The organism is symbiont of Argiope bruennichi (assembly GCF_051094275.1).
Taxonomy (GTDB): Bacteria; Bacillota_I; Bacilli_A; order Mycoplasmatales; family SG1.
This window is the reverse complement of the sequence record NZ_CP070274.1, coordinates 386,245-411,379: the sequence shown is the minus strand read 5'-3', so window position 1 is coordinate 411,379 and position 25,135 is coordinate 386,245. Positions and strand designations below refer to the sequence as shown.

The 25,135-nt window shown below is 21.8% G+C and carries 11 protein-coding genes and 1 tRNA gene; 9 read left to right on the top strand and 3 right to left on the bottom strand.

Annotated elements, in window-relative coordinates; genetic code table 4:
- The first annotated feature begins 49 nt into the window (after positions 1–49).
- Entirely contained in the window at positions 50–6,034 is a 5,985-nt protein-coding gene (locus JTY60_RS02025; RefSeq protein WP_434414451.1) for a hypothetical protein, read from the top strand.
- Here the strand turns inward: JTY60_RS02025 and nagA are convergent.
- Positions 6,031–7,191 carry an N-acetylglucosamine-6-phosphate deacetylase gene (nagA, locus tag JTY60_RS02020; protein ID WP_434414450.1) on the bottom strand — a complete coding sequence of 387 codons (1,161 nt, stop codon included), beginning with the start codon at positions 7,189–7,191 and terminating at the stop codon, positions 6,031–6,033. The genes JTY60_RS02025 and nagA overlap by 4 nt on opposite strands.
- A 7-nt stretch (positions 7,192–7,198) precedes the next feature.
- Positions 7,199–8,905, bottom strand: coding sequence for a PTS transporter subunit EIIC (locus JTY60_RS02015; RefSeq protein ID WP_434414449.1), 1,707 nt, complete (start codon positions 8,903–8,905; stop codon positions 7,199–7,201).
- 286 nt (positions 8,906–9,191) lie between these two features.
- Here JTY60_RS02015 and JTY60_RS02010 point away from each other — a divergent pair, with 286 nt between their 5' ends.
- Positions 9,192–10,700 (top strand): FGGY-family carbohydrate kinase, encoded by a 1,509-nt coding sequence (locus JTY60_RS02010; protein WP_434414448.1) that lies wholly within the window; start codon positions 9,192–9,194, stop codon positions 10,698–10,700.
- Between the two features lie 34 nt (positions 10,701–10,734).
- Here JTY60_RS02010 and JTY60_RS02005 read toward each other — a convergent pair whose 3' ends face one another.
- Positions 10,735–11,757, bottom strand: coding sequence for a hypothetical protein (locus JTY60_RS02005; protein ID WP_434414447.1), 1,023 nt, complete (start codon positions 11,755–11,757; stop codon positions 10,735–10,737).
- 377 nt (positions 11,758–12,134) lie between these two features.
- Here JTY60_RS02005 and JTY60_RS02000 point away from each other — a divergent pair.
- From JTY60_RS02000 to JTY60_RS01970, 7 genes are all read left to right on the top strand, one after another.
- A tRNA-Leu gene (locus JTY60_RS02000) sits at positions 12,135–12,218 on the top strand.
- Between the two features lie 181 nt (positions 12,219–12,399).
- Entirely contained in the window at positions 12,400–12,717 is a 318-nt protein-coding gene (gene trxA, locus JTY60_RS01995; protein ID WP_434414446.1) for a thioredoxin, read from the top strand.
- On the top strand, positions 12,710–13,510 hold the full coding sequence (locus JTY60_RS01990) for an HAD family hydrolase (protein ID WP_434414445.1): 801 nt from the start codon (positions 12,710–12,712) through the stop codon (positions 13,508–13,510). The genes trxA and JTY60_RS01990 overlap by 8 nt, the downstream gene beginning before the upstream one ends.
- Positions 13,488–14,354 carry a Cof-type HAD-IIB family hydrolase gene (locus JTY60_RS01985; RefSeq protein WP_434414444.1) on the top strand — a complete coding sequence of 289 codons (867 nt, stop codon included), beginning with the start codon at positions 13,488–13,490 and terminating at the stop codon, positions 14,352–14,354. The genes JTY60_RS01990 and JTY60_RS01985 overlap by 23 nt, the downstream gene beginning before the upstream one ends.
- 1 nt (position 14,355) lies before the next feature.
- On the top strand, positions 14,356–15,072 hold the full coding sequence (locus JTY60_RS01980; RefSeq protein ID WP_434414443.1) for a copper homeostasis protein CutC: 717 nt from the start codon (positions 14,356–14,358) through the stop codon (positions 15,070–15,072).
- A gap of 42 nt (positions 15,073–15,114) precedes the next feature.
- Positions 15,115–17,181 (top strand): PTS fructose transporter subunit IIABC, encoded by a 2,067-nt coding sequence (locus JTY60_RS01975; protein ID WP_434414441.1) that lies wholly within the window; start codon positions 15,115–15,117, stop codon positions 17,179–17,181.
- Between the two features lie 219 nt (positions 17,182–17,400).
- Complete coding sequence (locus tag JTY60_RS01970) at positions 17,401–25,095, top strand: hypothetical protein (protein ID WP_434414440.1); 7,695 nt, start codon at positions 17,401–17,403, stop codon at positions 25,093–25,095.
- Positions 25,096–25,135: the final 40 nt, after the last annotated feature.

The window sequence follows — 25,135 nt, the reverse complement described above, 5'->3', positions numbered from 1 at the left end:
AAAAATTACATTAACCGTTGATGTCACAACTAAGAATAATCAGATTCAAATGGTTGATGAAATAAAAAATGTTTTGCTATCCACAAATAATTTAAATAGTTATGATTATGATGATAAAGAAATTGATAAAATAAACATTTTATTATCAAAATACGAAGACAAATTTTTTGATATTAGTGATTTTTTATCAAAAACTATTTCTATTTCTCAAAAAGAAACAATAGATAAAGAAATTAATAATCTTAAAGAATCTTACGACTTAGTAAAAAACATTATTAATGATTTAAAACAAAACAGTTTTGCTATGTCACTTTTCACAGATAAAATAAAAGACGATGTTTTTCAAAAAATCAATGAAATTGATTTATTGTTAAGCGAATTTCCTAATGATGATTTAAAAACATACTCAAAAAAACTGGAATCAGATAATAATTTTTTAATTTTTTTAGAGAATACCTCAAGCAATATAGAAGAAATTGTTACTGAAACAAAAAACAATTTTAAAAAAATTTTTTTTGAAAAATTATTAGAAAAAATTCAAAAAGAAAACTTTACTAATTATTTTAATGAAAATAACATTAATAAATTTTCTGCAATTGAAGATCTTTATGAAGTTTTTTCAGAAATTTATAATTTAGATATTTTAGAAGATCTTGTTGCAAGTAATGTTTTTGAAAATAATGATCTTAAAAAATTAAATCTAGCAAATAAAATTTTTGATTTATTAAAAACAAAAAACATCAAAGACTATTCTGATTATAAAAAAAATTATATAAATGTCAATGAATTTGTTAATAAAATAACAAAAATTAAAGAAAACATTGATACAAATGTCTATAATGAAGATTTAATAAATTTTAATCTTGATAAAAATGATGATTTTTTTCACCAAAAAGAAAAAATTATTTTATCTTTAAAAAAATATCAACTTAATCTAATCTATGAAAAAAACGGAATATCTAAGAAAACATTTCAAGATAGATTTAATTATACCAACGACGAAGTAGACTCACTTGATTTTTTATTAAGTAAAAAATCAGATCTTGAAAATATTATAAAAAATTTAGCTGGGAATAAAAAAAATATTTTACAATTTAAAAATTTATTTTTAGAAAAATATGAATTTTTTAATAACATGTTTTCTAGCAGCTTTTTTGTGTCAAATGAACTTAATTTAGATGATCCAGAATTTAATAATCTTTCAGATCTTTTTAATGAAATTATTAACATACAAGAAAATGAATATGATTTAAATTTTGTCACAAAATACACAAATACTTCCCAAAAAATTAATTTTAATAAAAGCGAAATTGATTTTGAAAATAATGATCTAAAAGTTTTAAAAAAAATTGTAAAAAATTATTTTGACTATTTATTTGCAGAAAAAATTGTTGAATTTACTAAAGTAAATATTAATTCTTTTGATGCAATTATTTGAGATAAAGTTATTCAAGAAAATAATTACTTGAAACAATTTTATGCAACTTGAAAAAGTGACAATTTTACAAAAGATTTTTTACAAAAAAATAATTTTGATGACTTTAACACTCAAAATTTTGTAAACTTTTCAAGTATTTTAAGAACTTTAGAAGCAGAATATAAAAAAAATACTAACTTTAATATTCTTTTTGAAGAATTAATTAAAGATAAAAAAAATTTATTTTTTTATTTATCAAAAAATGAAATAAAAGTAAATTCAAAATTACTTGACAACATTAAATTAAATGATTATTTTTTCTTTGAGAATTTTCAAAAAGACTTTCAAAATTCTTTTAACCTTAAGAATTTTGATTCTTTAAAAAAATACAACAACTTTAGTATTGAAAATACAAACAACTTTGAGACTTTAAAAGATAAAATAAAAGAAGTTTTTTCTTGATTATTAGAAAAAAATATTTTGTTAGCAAAAAATATTTTTAATAATGCAATTAAAGATTATGAAAAATTTTTAAGTATTTCAAAAAACTTTAATTTTGTAAATTATTTTTTAACTAGTCATGAAAAAAACAGACTAGAACAGATATTTAATTATTTTAAAAAAAATTCCAATTTGGAATATAAAAACTTAGAAATTATTAACAATATTTCTTTATATAAAAGTTATTTTGACAATTTTAATGAAGATGAAATTTTTAATAATAAAAATAATATTTTGGCATTATTTGACAACTCCTTAGATCTTGAAAAATATTTTTTAATTTGTGCCAAAGGTTACTTATTTTTTAATAGTGAACTAATTGATCAAAACAAATTCAATAATTTTTTACAAAGTAATAAAAATAATTATGAGATCAAAGACGAATATAAAAACAATTATTTTGATTTCGATGATCCTTTATACAAAAATCATTTAGATAATGTTGATACAAAGTGAAATCTAAAATCAATAATAAATATTCATGATGAATTATTTTTGCAAACCGATAACTTTCAAAAATTTTACAATAATTTAAAAATAATAACAAAATTATCAAATGATGACACTTCTTTAAATTTTTCTGAAAAACTTGAAGAAAACAACTTAATTTTTAAAATAAATTTTTTAAAAAATGAAGTTGATGAATTAAATAAAACTTGAAATGACTTTTTTGATAAATTTTTTAATGAATATCCGGTATTTAATTACAATAATGTATTAAATAGTTTAAAAGATGAAAAATTTAATAAAATAAAAAACGAACTAAAAATTGAAAATTTTTCTAATTTAAATAGGCAAGAATTTATTGATAAAATTAGTATAAAAATAGGAGAGTTATCATTATCAGAAGACAAAGAGAAAAATGAATTATTAAATAAATCAGTTATTAATTTAAAACAAAAATTATTACTGGATAAAGAAATTAAAAATCTCTACTCTGAAAAGTCAAACGAAAATTATTTAAATTTTTATCATTTAAGAAACAGATTACCATCAGATTTTGAACTAAACATATGTATTTTAGATATTAATGACTTGTATTTAACAGAAGAAGAACTAAAACAAAAATATTCATCAACTTCCCCGTCAAAATTTATATTTAATGATTTTTCTAAAAAACAAAAATTTTTTGAAAATTTTAAAAAATATCTCTCTTTTAGCGAATTCAGAAATATTATTTTTCATAGACCTAAAATTTATATTGATTACTATATTGATTGAAGTAAAATTGTAAGTGATAATTTTTCTGATTTTGACTTTGTTCTTGATTATGAAGCAAAACTTTTAGAAAAATACACAAACGATCAAACAATTGGCGCTAATGAAAAAAAAGTTTTAATCGAATACATTAATGAAAAAGTTGATCAAAAACTTTTTTTAAAATTATTTTCTGATTTAATAAAAAATAAATTACAACCCATTAAGTTTTTTAAAAATGATTTAAACTTTTTAAAAAAAATTGATCAAAATTTTTCAGCTACTGAAGATGATAAATCAATTAAAATAATTTTTTTTGATGAAAATATTGATTTGTTAATTACAAAATACCAAGAAAACAAGAATTTAGCCTCATCTAATCCATTTTCTAAAACAAATATTTACAAAAAAATATCTGATTATATTAATTTTGGTACAAAGAACAATATTTTGACAAGCCTAGAGTATTTAGACACAGAAGTTCAAAAAATTACCAAACAGTCCTACTACACAGATTTATATACAAATTTTTTAAAACAACCAAATATTTTTAAATCTTTATCTGACGATATTAACAATTTATATCAAAAAATTGCCATTGATCCTAATTTAAAACAAACTTATAAAATTGTTTTAGATGGAACAGAACATTTACTGTCTTCAGTTAATCCACGAGATTTTCAAAATATTGCAGCAATATTTTTTAACAAACAAAAAAGTTTAATTTTTAAAGAAATAATTTTAAACTACTTTAATAAATATCAAAATTTTTTTCAATATTACGAAGAATTTGCAGATTTTAATGAAAATGATGATGACGAAAAAACAATTAAATTATTTTTTGATTATTTTTCTGCAAATTTTTCTGAATTATCAGAAGATGATAAATTAAACTGAATTTTGACCAATGTTGAAAATAGAAACATTGAAAATAAATTTAATATTTTTGATAATTATTTAACAAAAATTGAAAAAAAATCTAGATTTTCATTTAAAGAATACATTGTTAATTTTTTAGAAAACATTAAAAAAAATTCAATTGTTTTTGATGATGCTATTACTGCAAACACTAATAATTTTTTTGATTTAGAAAATATTAATATTAAGTCTCTAAAAAACATTAATTTAGATGAGTTAAATTTTGATATAGGCGATTTTGATAGTTATATAAACTTAAAAAATATCTATAACTTATTATTAAAAAATCACACAGAGGTTGATAACATAAATTATAATTTTAGTACTTTAAAAGCTACATTGAAAAATTTAGAAAATTTATATTTATCTTCTGAAAACAAAATTATTCAAAAGAAAATTTTAAATATTGTGTCTTTATATGACAAATTAAACCAAAATTACAAAGGATTTCATTATCTTTCAAGTGATAAATTTAACTTAAATGAACAAAAAATTTTAGACATTTTTAAAAATTTTAAAAAAGAAGAAAAAATTTATTATCTTTTTAATTTTAGTGAAAATGGAACAGAATATCAAAATTTTTTAAAAGAGCAAAGCGATAAATTACTAAGTGAAAAATTATCAATCATAAAAGAAGTAAAAGAACAAAATTTTTATGGTTATAATTTTGATTTAGATCAGGCAAACGAATGATGGTATTCAAAAAAACCAGCATATATTGATGAAGTCTTAGAAGAAAAAATTAAATTAGGACATAATGCGTCACAAATATTAAAAGACAAATTTTTAAATCAAAGTATAATTTCTGATTTAAAACAACTAATAAAAAACAATATTGTATTAAAAGACTTAAAAAATTTATTTAAAGAACAAGAAAAAATTTTTTTGAATTTTTGATATCAAGATCAAAATAAAGTTATTGAAAATTTTTCTATCAATTTGGAGAAAACCGAGTACTTATTAGAAAATTATTCTTTTAATTTTTATAAAATTGCAAAACAATTTTTTAATCAAATTAAAGAAATGCAAAAGGAGCAGGTAACAATTTTTAATAAATATCAAGAACTTGAGAAAAAAAGCCTTGTCTTTAAACACAGCAATCAAATTATTAAAGTTCAAAATGTTGAAAAAACTGCTAGTGGTGCCTTATTAAAAAAAGAACAAGAAAATGTCTATTCAATTGAAAACAAAAAAGAAAAATACTTTATTATTGGAATAAATTATGGCTTCTTAATTGTCTTAAAAACAACTGATTTTCAAAATAAATTAAAAGATTGTATTTTTACTGAAAAAACTGTTTTTGACTTACATCGTTTAAAAAAAACAAGTTTAAATGATGCAAATATTTTTATTAGTGATAAAAAAATTGTTTTAGAAGATAAAAAAAACCAAAAAGTTCTTGTATCAATTGAATATGAAGATTTAATTGAAAATATTAAAGAAGATCTTTTAAATTTTGAAGCAAATGACTTTGAAAATATTCAAAATTTTTACAAAACTTTAAAAAATCAAAAAATTATTATCGAAAACAATCTTTATCCAAACAAAATAAAAGAAACTTTTTATTCTACTTTAGACTTTGACTCTGATTCAAAAAATCTTTTATGAAAAATCCAGAATTTTTATTACAGAGAAGACAATATATGGCCTGTAAAAAACTTTGTTTTGTATGATGTATACAACAAAAACAATGTTTTGGTAATATTATTTAACAATTTTGATGCTAATTCAAGCAAAAAAGAAAAAGAATTTATTTATAAAATTGAACTAGATAAATCTATTTGATATCCAGAAGAAGCAATAAAGTTTTTTAATAATCATAACATCGAATATCTCGAAAAAGAACTTAGTGAAAATTTAAAAAAAACTGCAAAAATTACACCATACATTGTTATAAGTGTTGCTACCTTAGGAATATTTTCTGCTTTTGTTATTCTTATAAAAAAATTTATAAAAAATCAAAAAATTAAAAAAAAATTTAAAAACTCTAAAAAAAATTAATTAACGTTTTTATATACTAATTTTCCACAACAAAAAACCATTTTTATATCTAGAGTTTCTTTTTTCAATACTAAAAAACTAGCTTCTTTTTTAGTCTTAATTTCACCCTTTAAATGATTAATTTTTAATAGTTTCGCAGCATTAAAACTAGTCATATAAACTAAATCTGAAAGAGTACAATTAAAGACCTTTTTAGCAATTTTAAAATTTCTAATAAATGGGCTAGCACTACCAGCCAACATTTGTAAATTATTTTTTAGATACATTGCATAACCTTTTTTTACTGTCTTTAGTGAAGCTAAATTGTAATCTCCGTCATTTAAACCAATGCCTTTAGTGCCATCAGTGATAATAATAATTTTTTCTTTTCCCTTAATCTTATAGGTTAATTTCAAGATATTTTCATCCACATGATACAAATCAGTTATTAATTCACAATAAAAGTTATCGTAATAGAGAAGCGCCGGGACTATTCCTGGTTTTCTATGATCAAAAGAACTCATTGCATTGTATAAATGTGTTGCCAAATTTATTTTGGTATCTTTAACAAAATTTGTAACTTCTTCAAAAGTTCCATTGCTATGTCCAATAGCGCCAATAATATTATTTTTTTCTAAAAATAATTGATTATTAATTGTTGCGTTTTCTATAGCATACGCAACAATTTTTATTAATTTGTTTTTATTTAACGAATTAATTAAATTTTCATCAAACTTTTTGATGTATTTTTCGTTATGAGCTCCTTTTTTTTCTTTTGATATAAAAGGACCCTCTAGATAAACCCCAAGAAAACTTGAATTATTTTGATACTTTTTATACGAAGAAACTTTTTCTTCAATCATTTTTTCAGCATCTGTAATTAAAGTTGCTAAAAATGAAGTAACACCAGTAGATGGTAAAAAATTTAATGCATTATCAATATCACTATTAGATAAATCATTAAAGTCAATACCATTACAACCATTTATGTGGATATCTATGAAACCAGGATATAAATAACAATCAGAACCCTCAAAAACGCTAATATTTTTATCTATTAGCGTTTTTTCATCAAAGGTTCCTTCACAAATATTAATAATTTTTTCGTCAAATAAGATTCACCCAAATATTATTTTATCTAATAAAACAATATTGATGTTCTTAATGACTTTTTTCATAAAAAAATTATTTCTTAAGTTTTTTGTTTAAAGCGTTGGTTACATTTTCAACATCTGTCCCAATTACTATTTGTAAGGCATTTGTTGACATTTTAACGACAGTGTACGCTCCAGCAGATTTAATTAAAGATTCATTAATTTTTGTATTATCTTTAACTTCAATTCTAAGTCTTGTAGCACAGTTATCAAAATTTAAAATATTATCTTTACCAACACCTTCAATAATTGCATTAGCCAATCTTTCATATTTTGCATCTGCTGTTGAAACAGAAGAAGTAGAAGAATCACTCTTATCACCACCACCAGATAAATGAGTTAGTTGGACGTCATCACCTCTTCCAGGAGTCATAACATTCATTTTCATGATAGTAAAGTAGAAAGTTGGGTAGTAAATTGCAAATGCTAACATTGACAATGGAATAACCATTAATGGATTACCAAGTACTTTTCAAATTCCAGAGTAATTTCCAGAAAAAATTCAAGAAACAGGTTGAGAAATACAATAATCGATAAATCCAGCAGAAAAACCAAAGCCAAGTCTAATTTTTAAAGATACAGTTATAAATGCAAGTATCCCTGTAAATAATGCATGAATAACTCAAAGAAGGGGAGAAACAAAAATAAATGAAAAGGCAAGCGGTTCATCTATTCCTGTAAGAAATGCAATTGCTGCCACACCAAACAACAGTGAAAACACTTGTTTTCTATTATTTTTTTCGGAAGCATAATACATTGCAAGTCCAGTTGCTGGCAACCCTCCAAGAAACATAGGGAAAAAGCCACTTTGAAATATACCACTACCAGTAACTCCTTTGTTAAAAGCAGTAATATCTCCAAAAACAACTGCGTTTTGAGTTTTTGTACCAATTACCTCATCTCCCTGAATTGGTAATTGAAATCAAAGAAATGTATTAATAATATGGTGCAATCCAAAGGGTTGCAAAATACGATTTATAACTCCATAAATTCCTGCAAACCCACCAGCTTTTAAGGAATCAGCAAATGTAGAACCTTTTCCACCTGTAGCACCTTTACCAATTCATTCACCAGCAGAAAGCATACCATATTGAATTCAAGGTCAAGAAACAGAAAACAAAATACCTATAGGAATAGCAGTTGAAAGTATTAAAATAGGCATAAATCTTCTTCCACCAAAGAATGAAAGATAAGGGTGAATTTGAATATTTGAATATCTATTGTACAATCAAGAACAAAAAATACCAAGAAAAACACCACCAAAAACTCCAACATCTAAAATATATGTTGGGTTTAAAACATGATTTACTGTATCTGGAGTACCAACATAAAATAATTTAGAATGACCTAAAATTCCACTAACATTGTAACCTTCATTAACAAAGTCTTTTAAATCAGCATTAGTTCACGGCATATAACTTCCAAATAATCATAAAGGAAGGCCGCTCTCTGATGTTATAAGTGTTAAAATCATATAAGCAAGACCACCAACAAGGGCAATCTCACCACGATAATCTTTTGACAATCCAAATGCAACACCAATAGCAAAGATAATACCTAAGTTATTAAATACTGCAAGCCCTGGCATTTGAATTAAAGTTCAAATGTGGTGCCAAGTAGTACCATCATCAGTAAAACCTACACCTAACGCACCAACACGATTAATAATCGCTGCAAGTGGCAGAATTGCAATTGGATAAATCAAAGATTTACCAAGTTTTTGTAAGTATAGAAGCATAAAAATATTTCAATCCTTTTTTTATTTTTATTCAGCTTCAACAAAATTTTAAGTCTTTTTTTCTAAAATGTCAATCATACTATTATATTTTTAAATTTTTTTACAGTTATTTAAATGCTTGTTTAATTACAAAGTTAGAGTAAATATAAAATCTCCAAATATTTAGTAAATTTCCATAAATATGGTATTTTTATTATTACAATAAATTTTAAATTTAAAAATTTTTTATTAACTAACTTAAAAGATTCATTAAACTTTTAAAAATTTTATAAAATAAATAAATTTAATGAAGCAAAAAAAATTTATTTTAGTCATTGATTGCGGCACAACATATTGCAAGGCAATTATTTTTAATCATCAAAAAGAGCTTGTTTTTGAAGAAAAATTAAAAATAAATCAATATTATTTAAATAATAATTGAGTTGAACAAGATCCAATTGAAATTTGAAACACGATAAAAACCTTACTTTTAAACATTGTTAATAAAAACAATATTGATGTTGAAAATATTTTATCAATTGGTATCACAAATCAGCGCGAAAGCGTCGTTATTTGAGATAAAAACACTGGTTACCCAATTTACAATGTCATTCTTTGACAAGATCAAAGAACCAATAAATATTGCCAAATCTTAAAAAAAAATCAAAGACTTATCAAATTAATTCAAAACAAAACCGGGTTAATATTAAACTCTTATTTTTCTGCTACAAAAGTTAAATGACTTTTAGACAATGTTATTTCAAAAGAAAAAAACTCCAACAAAACTTTTTTGTTTGGCACCATTGACACATGAATTCTTTACAATTTAACGAACAAAAAAAGTTATTTTACCGATGTTACAAATGCTTCAAGAACCATGTTATTTGACATTAAAAAATTGAGTTGAGATGATAAATTAATGGAAATTTTTTCAATTAAAAACATTTCTTTTCCAAAAGTTTTAAATTCTAGTGATTTTTTTGGAACTTGCAACAGTTTGTTATTTTCAAAACAAGAAAGAGAAATTCCGATTACAGCTATGGTTGGTGATCAACAAGCTGCATTATTTGGTGCTTGTTGTTTTGAAATGGGGGAAGTAAAAATAACCTATGGAACCGGAGCTTTTATTCTTGTAAATTTAAAACATAATTTAATTTATTCAAAACACAATTTATTAACCTCAGTTGCTGCAAAATTTAACGATGAAATAAATTATGTTTTGGAAGGAAGCATTTTTTTTGCTGGATTAACTCTTGAATGAATTGTTGACAAATTAAAACTTTTAGAAAATTATGAAATAAGTTCTAAAGACATCAATTGGAAAAATATTAATAATTTTATTTATTTAGTTCCCGGTTTTAATGGAATTGGAGCACCACACTGGGATGATTTAGCTACAGCAACAATTTTTAATTTATCATTAACCACAAGAAAAGAAGATTTTTTGCTTGCAGGATACAACTCAATTGCTTTTCAGTGTTTGGATATTATTAATGCCATTAAAAGTGATGTAAACTTTGAAATAAAAGAAATTATTGCTAATGGCGGAATTGCAAAAACTGATTATCTATTAAAATTTCAGGCAGAAATATCAAATATTATTGTAAAAAAAATGCAAAATATTGAATTGTCTGGGCTTGGGTGTGCCTTTCTTTCCGGACTTTATGTAAAATTTTGAAATAATTTAAATGAATTAAAAAATAATATTAAAGTTGACAAAATATTTTTACCTACAAAGCAAAATTTAATTATTAAAAAAAAATGTTATCAAAACTGAAAAAAATCTGTTAAAAGATCATTAAATTGAAAAAATTAATAAAAAAATTTACAAACTAATATTTTTTGATAAATTAAACGAAGTTTAGTGCTTGCAAAAAAATATTGTAAAAAAAGTTTTTTGCAACCATCCCATCTTTTAAAATAAATTTATTGTTTTTATATTCAAAAGAATAGGTAACTTGATTGTCAAAATTTGCTATATCTTTATTATTTAAACTTAAAAATCCTTGAGGAATTAAGTTTAAATTAAAAGTTAAAAGATAGTTATTATTACCAATAGATCGATATTTTATATTTTGGATATCATTTGTAGAAATATTTTTACCTTTATTGGCAAAAGTATTTCAATCTTTAACTGAAAAATTATATAAGCTATCAGGATCAAAATTTTTTAAAAGATCAATTAAATGATCAGGATTAGAATAGTATTCAACCTTGTCCTTCAAAGCTTTTTTTAATGAATCTGAAATTGGTAAAGAAACAATCGTATTATTAAGAAAATTTGTTAAAGCACCTTTTATAAAATCATTTCACACATTTATTTTATAATAATAGAAATAAAAAATATGACCATCGATGTCCGTTTTTAATTTTGTCACAAAATCAATTAAATCATGAATTGATCAAAAATCACCATCAATAACAAATTTAGTATCTATTGTATCACAATACACACCGCCAGGATAACAAGCTAATGGTTCATATCCTTGTTGCCATGGAAGAAAATGTACATGATAAAAACGACTTCATTCTAATGCAGGATTAACAAAACGATCAAGAAAATCTATATATGCACCACCAAATCTAGCACCTACCGGAAAAGATAAATGAATAAAATTATCAACACGTAATTTAGGTTGTAAATTAAATAAAATTTGGTATTGAGTATTTAATTTATTAACAATATCTTGCTTTAATACATTTATTTCATTTTCATCTGGAAATCTTTGAATTTCAGTTCAAGGAACTGTGCCTTTACTTTTACTATTATAAATAAATGCAACAGTAAGTTCACAACCAATAACAGCAAAGAAACCTGTTATAAAAATCTTTTTTAAAGCAATTTTTAAAATATTTTTACATAAAAATAACATTTACACAACCAAACCTCAAACAAAGAATAAAAAAAACCCATGCAAAGCTTTAAGCTACTCTTATATCTTATATTTTAACAAAAAAATAGAAAAAAATTAAATAAAAAAATAACAATTTTTGTTTTTAGAACAGAAAAAAAGGCTAAAATGTATTTAATAAAACTAATTTTTCATTCAATCTTATGTTTTCCCACTACAATGAAAAATAATAAAAATAAAAATAAGTTTTAAAAATAAAATCTTAACAATTAAAACTACATTATTATATAAACAGAATAAACAAAAAAAAAATTTTACAAAATTAAAAAATCTATTTATTTTTTTTTAAAACAGTAAAATTTTGTAAATATATAATAAAATAAAAACACTAAGTATTTGTGGGTATGGCGGAATGGTAGACGCACTAGACTTAGAAACTAGCGAATTTTTTCGTAAGGGTTCGAGTCCCTTTACCCACACCATTTTAAAAATTAAAAAATCAATTTAATCTTTAAAATTTTTTATGTTTTAACGTTCTTTTTAATTAATTAAAAATTTTTAAATTTTTTTTAAAAACAACTTTATTTTTATAAACGTATAATATTTTTTAATTATTTTTAAAATAATTTAAAATAAAAAAAGTTAAAAACGGGAAAACAATATATGAAAATAGCTCATTCAATTGATGAATTTAAAAATATTTTAAATGAAAATAAATTGGTTATAGTTGATTTCTATGCCGATTGATGTGGACCTTGTAAAATGTTATTGCCTGTATTAGAAGAAGTTTCTAAAGAAAAACCTGAAATTTGTTTTGTAAAAGTAAATGTTGACGACTTTAGAGATTTAGCAAAACAATACAATGTTGCTTCAATTCCTGATGTATTTTTCTTAAAAAATCAAGAAATTGTCTTTCATTTTGTCGGTTTTAGACCAAAATCTGAAATTTTTGATCTTATTAAAGAACATTTAAATGTGTAAAATTTTTTGTGTTGATTTGGATGGAACACTTTTATCTTGAAGAAAAAAAATTTCAAAAAAAGATTTAAATGCTTTAATAACAGTTCAACAAAACGGCACTAAAGTTTTAATTTGTACTGGTAAAAGTGAATTATCAGCTCAAAAATATGTTGATTTGCTTTGCTTGAAAAAGTTTTTGGGCGGATTAATTTGCTTTAATGGTGCAAAGCTTTTAGATTATAATAATTTTCAAGCATCATATAAAAGTTATATAAATTTAAATAATTTTTGAGATCAAATAAACAAGTTAAAAAAAAATTTCTATTTAATCTTATATTTTGAAGATAAAGCATTTTTTTCTAGCAATAATTTTTTTTTAAAAAAATTTTTATCTTGAAAAACAAATAATCTTTTTTTTTCATTTAAAAAATTAAAAAATCAAAAAAATTTTTCTAATTTAATGAAAATTTTAATTCTTTCACCACATTTGTCAAAGAAAAAAAAAAATATTTTAAAAGAATTTTCAAAAAATAATAATTTAACTTTTATTTTTAATAATTATTTTTCTTGTGAAATTAATAATTTAAATGTTAATAAAAAGGTTCCACTATCAATATATTGTGATTTTTATAAAATTGAAAAAAAACATGTATTTGCTTGCGGTAATGGAAAAAATGATCTTGAAATGCTAAAATATGCTGGCACTTCGATTGTTACCAAAAATGCATCAAAAGAAGTTAAAAAAATTGCTTCATTTGTCACATTATCAAATAATAATAGTGGGGTAGCTCATGCAATTAAAACCTTCTTTTAATGATTATAAAATTTTGTTTATCGATTTAGATGGAACTTTATTGAATGATAAAAGTTGTATTTCTGATGAGAACATTAAATACTTAAAAAAATTTAGAGAAAAAAATATTTTTATTGTCATTTGCACTGGAAGACCATTAAATAACGTTATTGATAAATGTGAAACAATTATTTTTGAAAAAAATGAAAAAAATATTTTTATTGTTGCAAGTAACGGGGCAGAAATATTTGATTATTCGCAAAATAAAATTTTGAATGAAAGTGTTATTCCATTAAATCTTGTTGCTAAAATATGGAAATATTGCGAAGCTAAACAACTTTTTATTTTTGCTTTTTTCAATCATAAAAAAAATTTTTTTTTGATAAATACTTTTGAAAAATTTTTTCAAGATACTGCCAAACATGTTCTTTACCATTGTGAAGAATTTTTATGCATTCCAAAAGTAGTTTCTTCAAATGATTTTAAAAGCAACCATTATCTTTTAAATAAAATACACATCATTAATTATTTAAATAATCACCAAAAAATTATTAACGATTTATATCTTTTATCTAATAATAATGTAGATATTTCTTTATCTTCAGATGCAGTTTTAGAAATTACAAATAAAGGAATTAACAAAGGTTATGGAGTTAAATTTATTTGCGATAAATTAAATATTCCTCTAGAACACACAATATCTATTGGAGATAATGGTAATGATATTTCAATGTTTCAAGTAACTGGTCTTTCTGCAACGTTAAAGAGTGCTGCAGATATCGCCAAAAATAATGCAAAAATTATTATCGATAAAACAAATAACGAAAGTATTATCAAACATCTTTACCAATTGTTTGAAGAATAAAATGGAAATCGAAATTATTGTCACTTCATTAGATGATTTAAAAATTGTAAATTTTTTTAATCAAAAATACCCCGATATTTTTACCAGAGTAGAGCTTTGCAAAGATTTAGAAAAAAATGGTTTTACAGCAAATTATGAAACAATTGAAGAAATTTCAAAATATCAAACAAATTTAAAAATTTTTGCTCTCATAAGAAGAAGTGAAAGTTATTTTTTTGATGAAAATTCCTATTTTTCAATGATTAAAGACATTGAATATTGTAAATCTTTAAATATTTATGGAGTTGTAATTGGGCTTATTACTAAAGATTTAACAATTGATCAATTAAATATAGAAAAAATAAAAAAAATATCACACCCTTTAGAAGTAACTTTTCACAAGGCTTTTGATCATGTTAAAGATTATCAAAAAAGCATTAATATTCTTAAAAATTTAAATATCAATTATTGTCTTACAGTTTGTGATAGTAATGAAAAATTTTTAGAAAAAAATCTAAAAAATCTCTTAACTATTAGAAAAATTTTTCCAAACCTTATCATTGGCGGGGGAGTTGACCTAGAAAACATAAAAATAATTTTAAAAAATAATTTTAAAATTGCACATCTTGGAAAAGCAGTAAGAGAAAATAATTCTTTTAAAAATCCAATTTCTTTTACAAAAATGGAGAAATTGGCAAAGTTAATTAAAGAACGTAACATTCATTTTCCTAAAAATTAATAGTATAAAATCCTAACTACAAATTTTTTCATAAAATCAATTATGAAAAAAAATTATCTCATTTCGTCTGAATTAATTTTTACTAGTAGTAAAAATAATTTATTGGATGTTTTTAAAGAAATTGAAAATTGTGCTTTTAAAAATAAGATTATTAAAGATAATATCTTAGCTGATGAATTAATAAAAAGAGAACAAGAAGCGTCTACAAACATGGGAAATGGAGTTGCAATTCCCCATTGTAGAAATGATAAAATTTTAGAATCAAAAGTTATTATTGTTTATTTAAATGAGCCAATAAAATATGATGATACAGAAAACAAAGTTTCATATATTTTTTGTCTTTTGGTTCCAACAAAAGAGGAAAGTTCTCATCTTTCTTTAATTTCTAAAGTCGCAGAATTTTTATTGGAAGAAAAATTCATTAAAAATTTAAAAGAAAAAAATTACAACTTTCTTTTAAAAAAAATTAATGGTATTTTTGATGATAAACCTGAGTTACAAGGCAATTCAGCACCAAAAACTTTTAAAGAAACAAAAAAAAATAAAGACTTAAAGATTGTTGCTGTTACTAGTTGTATTGCTGGAATTGCACATACCCATATGGTTGCAAAAACCTTAGAAAATGCTGCCAAAAAATTAAACTATCAAATTAAAGTTGAAAAACAGGCTGCAGAAGGTACAATTAACGAGTTATCTTTTGAAGATATTCAAAACGCCGATGTTGTTATTATTTCTGCAACAAAATTTGTTGATAAAAAAAAATTTGTTGGTAAAAAAGTTTATGAAGTTTCAATGAATGAAGTGCTTCAAGACCCAGTTTTACAAATTCAGAAATCATTTGAAGACGGTAAAATTTATCGTTTAACAGAAGATGATAAATCTGATAACGTTTTTGTTAAAAGAAAACAAAAAACAAAAACTGGAATCATGGGTTATCTTATGAATGGTGTTAGTTATATGTTACCAATTGTTATTGTTGGGGGACTTTTAATTGCAATTTCTGCACCATTTCTTAATACTAACAAACAATGACTTATTGATAACGCTTATGTTTTATATCAAATTTTAAATTCACTTTCAACAATTGGTGGTCTTGCATTTACGATTATGATTCCAGTTCTTGCTGGGTTTATTGCTGCAGCAATTGCTGATAGAATTGCTATCGCACCAGCAATGATTTTAGCTTTTATTGCAAATTATGCAGATCCTAGTTCCAAAAATAGTACAAACACTTTGTTGTTTGACTGAAGTAGTTTAAATTTTGGACTTAATCGTGGACAATTAGGTTATTTAGGTGCAATTTTTATTGGTTTAGCAGTAGGTTATGTATGTTTACAATTAAAAAAAGTTCATTGACCTGAATTTATTCTTCCTCTTATCCCAATTATGATTGTACCAATTTTGGTAACAACAGTAGGGTGAATTTTATTAGCATTTATTGTTTCTGCCCCAATTTTTTACTTACAAGAGGGAATTAATAATTCAATTAGTTATTTACAAGCTCATAATTTAGTCTTTATTTTAGGAATTTTACTTGGTTTCTTAATTGCTATTGATATGGGTGGTCCATTAAATAAAATTGCCTTCTTTTTTGGGGTTCAAAGCATCACTAAAGATGGTGCCATAATGGGTATGGATGCATCAGCGATTTCTGTTCCACCACTTGGTGCCTTCTTTGCTTGATTTCTTGGAAGAAAATATTTTGATGAAGAGGATGCTGCTGCTGGTAAAAATGCCCTACCACTAGGAATTATGGGAATTACTGAAGGTGCAATTCCATTTGCAGTAAAATATCCAAAATTTATTATTTCAAATGTTATTGGAGGAATGATTGCTGCTTCCCTTAGTGGTGTATTTCAAATTTCTGATGCCGCAGGCCATGGAGGAGTTATTGTTTATATTCTTGGTGCAATTGGAAAAGTTGATTCAAATTCAAAACCTGTATCAAATTATGCATGAGGCGCCTTTCATTTAGCAATAATCCTGGTTGCTTCCCTTATAACTGCTGGAATAAACATTGGTTTTAGACATTTTGAAATTAAAAAAACAAAAAGTGTTGTTACAGTACCTTTTTTTACAAAAATTTTTAAAAAATCAAAAATGAATTAATAAATTTTTCCATAACATTTTTTTTGAAAAATTTGAGATAGTATTAACTATCTCTTTTTTTTTATTTTTTTGCAAATATATTAAAAAAAACAGTAGTTTTAATTACCAAAATAATTAAAAAGCTAAAAAATTAAAGTAAAAATTATTAATATTTTTTTTCAAAAAAAAAATAATTAAAATATACAAATTATTTAAATTACAAAAAAGCTGGAAAAAAATATGTTTGATATAGACAAATTAGAAACAAATATTATAGAACTTGTTAAAAACTTAAATAACAATAAAATAATAGCAGAAACAAAATTTAAAAATATTTATCAAGTTAATGAAAAATTAATTTCAAAGTTTGAAGAATACTATAAAAGTTTAAGAATTAGGAAAATTACAAATAACTCTGAAATACCTTTAAAATTTAGCGAAAATATTAAATACTTTAATAATTTTTCATTTATAAAAAAAAAACATTTTTTAGAAAATCTAAATAAATTAGATTCTAATGAAAAAAAAATTATAAATAATCAAATAATTGATGAAGTTATTAATTTTTTAGAAAATCAAAAGTTAAAAACTCCAGCAATTATTTGATTGGGACATCAAAAAATAAGTGATGTTGAAAAAATTATTGAAGAACTAAACTTTTTTAATAATGATATCGAACTAAGTTTTTCGTCTTTTTTTAGTAAAGTTAAAGAATTCAATAAAATTGAAAAAAAAATAGCAAATAATTTGTACAAAGAAATTTTGGAATTGTCTGCTAATAATTCACAATTATCAGAAAAATTAAAAAAAATAAATAAAAATTATTTTTCATTAGATGATTATTTAGCCTTTAAAAATGTAACAAACAACAATCCTCAAGAAATATTAAATGATGAGGAAAATGAAACGGACTTAGTTGCAGAAAATTTTGCTAATAATTTAAATAATTACCGTGAATTTAAGGATTATTTAAATACTAAAGAAGAAGAAATATTTTTATTATTTGAGATTGCAAAAGTTATAAATATTGATAATAATAAAAACTTATTAAGCTTTAAAGTTTTCTATCATGATATTTTAAAAAATAACATTGAAAAAGATCTTTTAAAAGAAATAAATTTTTCAAGAAGTTTTTGATTTTTTGAAAATTCAGAAAAAAACTTAGTAACTTTCAATTTTTCAGAAAATTTTACTGCAATTAAAGATCAATTTGACTTATATTTTGAAAAACTAACCAATGAAATTAAATCTTTTGCTTTAATTTACCTAGGATTAAATTTTAATTTTGCAAAAAATTTTTCTGAAACTCAAAAAAATATTATTGAGGACTTACCACCTACCAACATAGTAGATTTTTTTAAATTAAATAGTACTTATGACAAGTTAAAAGAAAATATTGATGATTTTTCAATTTTAGAAACTTTGGCAAATGACATTGAAAATTTACCAAATGACTTAATAAGTAATTTTATTAAAGGACAGGTTAATTATCAAGATTTTTCAATAAAAATAACTCTATCAAAAAATGAAATTAATAAAATTTTTTCTCCATGAAAAATTCAAAAATATTTAGATCAAATAAATTATTATCTAAGCAATAACACAATTATAAAATTTTATTTTGACGAAGAACATGAAAAATTGAATTTTTTTATAGAACAAGTAAAACATACAAACAATTCTTTTGAATTCAGTTCTAATGTTATTTTAAAAAATAGTTTAAAAAATCTTTACAGTGTCTTAAATAACTTAATTTATGAAGTAGATAATAAACAAATTTTAAATTTTACGAAACTTTATATTTTAGAAAAAAATAAAGAAAGTCAAGATCGTATTAATTTTGATAGTTTTTTACTTAGCAAAAATTATCTAGAAATTAAAAACCAATTAAATAAATTATTTTTTTCTTCAATTTCACAAGAAACTTCTGAATTAGAAAATTATTTTTCATCAGAAATAACAAAATACGCAAACTTAAAGCATTTAAAAGACCTATTTAAAGCAAAATTTGATTTATCAAGTTATCCAATGATTAAAATGGATGATATTGACAATTTTTTAAATTTTCCAATTATTATTATAGAAAACTTGAAAAATATTTTTAATCATTTTAATTCTGAAATTAAAGATCTTCACATTTTTACAAATTATATTCAAGGTATTTTTTTTAATGTCAGAAATTATGAAGAAAACCAATTTAAAATAAATAATTTTTTTATTGAAATCGCAAGAGAAATTTTTATTAAGTGAAAAAATAATTTTGACATAATATTTAAAAATAATATTAACTTAGCTGATGAAAATGATAAAAATTTTATTGCAAAAATAGATTACTTTATATCAATGTGTAATGATTCTTATTTTGACGCAATTTCATATATTGACAATTTATTTGAAAATTATCAAGATATATTTTATGATTGAGACAAATATGAATACGATCTCTTGTTTCAGAAAAAACAAAATATTGACAAAATTTTAAAAGAAATACGTATTTTACATCAAAAAGAAAAAGCAAAAATATTATATTTTAAAAATAGTAATTTTTTTTCACCCCTATTTTTAACGCCATTTTTTTCTAACAATATGAAAAATTTTGATGATATTGAAAAAATGATATCTACAACCGAATCTTCTAGTCATGATTTATATTTTTACAAAGATCATCCAGATTTTTCATATTTCAATTTAATAAAGACAAAAAATATGTTAAAAAATGGTTATTTTTCAGAAAATTTAACTATAAAAGCGTATCAAGATTTTTTTGAAAATATTAAAAAACAAACCAAAAATCCTTTTAATGCATCAGACGAATTTGAAAAAATATTAAATATTAATTCAGTTGTGGAAATAAACTCTTTTATTCCAGATATATATAATTTTTCGATTTTAAAAGAAGTTGAAAACGATGTCAATAATTTTTTAATTACAAACAAAGTAAAAGACTTTTTTGAAAAAATTATTAATGAAAAAAAAACTTTTTTAGATTATTACAACAATTTTTTAGATATTAATAATTTTTTATCTGATTTATTAAATTTAAAAAAAGAAATTGGAAAAGTTGATTTTCATAATAAATTAAATAATGAACAAAAAAAATTGGATAAAAAAAATTTTTTTTATCAAAAAAAATTAGATATTTTAGAAGAATTTAAAAAATATGATGAAAAAATTATTGTTAATAAAATAACTAAAAATAATACTGATAATAGAGATTTGGTTTATACATTAAGAGATACATTTTTAGAAAAATTTGATTTTTTTTGCGAAAAAATTTTGCTTAACAGTGATGATCGAGAAAAATTTTTTCAAATTTTTTATGTTCTTCTTGAACTATTAGAAAACAGTACCGTTAGATTAAATCTAAAAATTAATGAAAAATTAATTGATATAAATATTTCTTTAAATGAATCTAAAGATGCTTTTTTAGAGAAGTTAGATAATTTAAAAGATACTATTAATAAATTTTTTATTTCTTCTTTTTTAAACTATTTTTTACAATTTACAAAAAAAAATCATAATATATTTTATTCACTTGTTTGGGATAAAATTATTAAAGAAAGTCCAGAATTTCAAAAATTATTAGCTAGCATAGATGATGAAAAAACTTTTAATGTAATTGATGATGACAATAACTTAAAAAATTTATTTAATATTAAAGATAATTTATTAAATAATTTTAAAAAAATAACAATAGATCAGTTTCTTGATGAATCACTAGAAGATATTAATCATAAATTTTTTCATTTTTCTGTAGATGATCTTTATTCATATAATGAAGAACTTTTAACAAATATTGAACTTGGTGATTTTTTGTTTATAAAAGAATTTAGAAATGAACTTAAAAAAGCCATCCTTAACAATGATTTGGATGTTTTGAAAAAAATTTTAAAAACAGATAAAGACAGTCTTAAAAGTTTTGAAACTTTAGAAGAATTCAAAATACTTCTAAGTATTATATTTAAGGACATATATCAAAATGATCTTCTGCTAACAAATAAAATTATGAATAATTTTATTAAAATTTTTCAAACAAATTTGAATAAAATTGATGAAAATAATTTTATAAATATTATTTTAACATCAAGTAAAAATGAAGATTATAAACTTTTATTTAATTTTTTTAAAAAAAATAGTAACTTAAATTATGATAATTTAAAAATTATTAACAATCTTTTATTTTATACAAATTATATAAAATACTCTTACTGAAAAATTTATTCAAAAGATAAAATTAAAACAACAAATGAAGAAATATTAACATTATTTAAAATTTCCTCAGATATTGAAAAATATTTTTTAACTTCTGCAAAAGCTTATCTTTACCTAAACAATAATATTATTAAACAAAATAAAAGTGTTGTTCAGTTTGTAAACGAGCAAGATCCTTTAAATAATTTATTAATAAATGAAAAATTAGAAGAAGTATATTTTGATTTTACTGAAGAAGATTATGATATCTATTTGAATGGTATAAATTCATCTTGAAACATTAAAGAACTAAAAAATTTATTTAAAGATTTATTTGCCATTAAAGATAATTTATCAACTTTTTTTGACAAAGGAAAAAAATTTTTTGTATTTTCAAATAAAGTTAACTCTGACAACTTTATTAATCAATTAGATAAATACAATAAAATATTTAAACAAAATTATTTAGAATACTACAAAAACTCTACAATTAAATTTTATAAAAGTAACAGTAACTTAAAGCTCTTAGATGCTTATAATTTTGAAAATAAAAAAAAATATTTTATTGCAAAAAATATTTTTTTAACTGAAAATATTTTTCAAAGTTTTAATTTTGAAAATTTAGATATTAAAAATTTTTTAAATGAAGTTGAAAGTATCGCAACGGATGGTTACAATCTTAGCGATACTGTCATGTATATTGCTAATTTCCAAAAACAAGTTATTTTAAATCTAAAAAAAGACCTAGATAATGATAAAAACTTTAATTTTTTAAAAAAAATAAATAAAAAGCAGTTAAAAGAACTTAAATCTTTTTTGCCAGCAATTTTTAAGTTATATTTTTTATCAGAAGTTGATTTAAATTTAAATCATTCAGAATTGTATGAAAAATATAAAAATTCACATGAATCTGAATACGTATTTAAAGATTACGGCGAATATGTTACCCTAATTGAAGATTTACTAACCCAATATAAAAGTTTTGATGATTATAAAGAAAAATTTAAAGAAGAATTAGAAAGATTTTTTGTGAATTCAGAAAAAAATATTACTAATGAAAATCTAAAACTTAGATCAAAAATAATTTTTCTATTAACTAAAGATCAAAATTTTTTAAACGAAATTTTTGCATTAAAAAATAAATTAACCAACAAAGAACAAGAAATTGTAGATTTATTTTTAAAAGATAATTTTTCTCCAACAGAAATAGAGTGAAATTACCAACAATTTAGTCAAAATTATCCAGGATCAGAAAATCCATTTTCAGATGATAAAGTTGATAAAATATTAGAACAAATTGAAACAATTTATCAAAATTCTCCTAGTGATGAGGGTAAATTATTAAGACATTTGACTTATTTAATCAAAAAAACTAGTTCAATTTATTATCCAGATATTTTTTTAGTTGACAACAACAATAAAACAATAGTTTCAAAATTAGATCAAGAAATCACTAAAATTTTTCAAAAAATTAAAAATAATAACACTTTAAGCATTCAATACACAATTAATTTAGGCGGGAACATTGATTTATCTAGTAATGATTTTGAAACTAAAATTAATAAATATTTTTTAGAACAGATTTTTTCAAAAATCATTTTGTTGTATTATGACCAATCAAAATTAATTGAAAATAATTTTCCTGGTTTTTTTGAAAAAAACAACCTATTATTTCAAAGTGAATCAAAAGAAATTGTCGAAAACTTTTTTAATTTTTGCGATACTTATAAACAAAATAACAATTTTGTTGAATTTTTAGCATCAATTGAAAAAGAGCTTGAAGACAAAAATATTCAAGAAATCTTTAATTTTTTTAATTTTTATTTAGAAAGTAAAAATTTAGCTCTAGAAAACTACATAAAAAATCATGTTATTACATTTTTAAACGATCTTAAAAATAAGTCAATTATTTACAACAATTCTTGATTTTTTAATTTAGGATATCAAGAAATCAAACCTTTAAACAATCTTGATTTTTCTAAATTACATTTTGAGTTAAATGATTTAAAAAGTCTTACAAATATTAAAAATGTTGGTAAAATTTTATTTAATATTAATCCTATCAATCAAGATTTTGAATCATATTCTTTAGATGACTTAAATAAAAAATTATTAGAACTTGAAAACTTATATCTTTCAAAGGAAAATTTAATTATTGAACAAAAACTTGATGAAATTTCTTTATTTTATCTAGATGATTTGCAAAATACTAACTTTAAAGGTTATTTTTTTGATCAAAATTTTACATCTTCAAATAATTTTATACCCTCAAATTTTAACTACTCAGAAATAAAAAATTGATTGAAAAGCAATTTAACAACAGACAAAAATTTAAGATTTTCTCTTTTTTTCAACTTATATCATTTAAGCCAAGAGGGCAAATATTTTGCTTCATTCTTAAAAGGACAAGAAACAAATTTAAATAGTTATAAAATAAAAATTTTAAACGAAAACTTTAATTATTATGGGTACAATTTTGGAGTAAAACTTACCTCTTTAATATGCCCTTCAATTATTGATGAAATTTTAGGATTTAAATTTGAAAACGACAGAAATGTTTCAGAAATTTTTAAAAATACTTTTTTAGTTTCAGATCAAATTACAAGATATAGAAATTTTATAAAAAATAATTTTGCACATAGAGATTTGGACACAATTGCAGCAGTTCATAGTTCAATTTTTTATGGATACTGACATAAAAGCAATTTTAAATCAATTGAAAATTTTCCAATTGATTACAAAAAAACTGCCTTATTCATAGAAAAAGAAAATTTTGATTTTTTTGACATTTTCAAACGATTCGCTAAAAATCTAAAACAAATTGTAGCAGAGCAAGAAGAAATTAAAAAGAACTTCGAAAAGATAATTTTTGAAAATTTTAATAATATTCGCGCTCTTAAGTCTGATAAAATGCCAAATAAATCAATTAAAAAAGAAAACAACTTTCTACATTCATTTATTAACAAAAATAATGAAAAAATTTTCATTATTGGAGCAGATTATGGAATTTTAACAATTTTGAAAACCAAAGATTTAAATAAAAACATATTCGATAATACAATTAAATTTTTAGATATTAAAGTTGTTGACTTAGCAAACGATAAGACTTATGAATTATCCAATAATTCTAAAATAACAATTGATTTAGATGAAATTACCGAAAAAGATAATATTATTGAACAAAAAAGAGTCATTATTAAAAATGATGTTCCTAATGATAGTAAAAATTTATCAGAAATTTCTTATAATTTTTCTACAATAAAAGAAACTAAAAATATTGACTATTCAAATCTATCAAGTTTTTATTTAACAGAAAATGATAATTATGTAAAAATTATTTTTAAATTAGATGGTAAAGATGTTCAACATGATGTTGCTAAAAATTCTAATAAAATTGAAATACCATTAAATAATAATAATTATCATGAAGTACTGTCAATTTATTATCAAAAAACAAACGATGATGAAGTATCTCGTAACGTTTCTTTCTTATCTTTAAATGAAAATGATATTATAGTTTTATTTAACAACTTAAAAAATAATAAAAGACTTGATTTTGACACAACTACTTTTGCCTTTAAAGTGGATGAAGCCACAAAAACTCCAAGTACAAGTAGTGGTAATAATTCTTTATTTAAATATTTACCATATCTTTATGGTGTTGGTGCCATTGGATTAACTTCTTTATTATTATTTGGAGGAAAAAAAATATATAGTAAATTAAAAAAAGATCAAAAAAAATAAAGTCTTCCAAACTATTTTGCAAATATCTTTAGAAAACAGA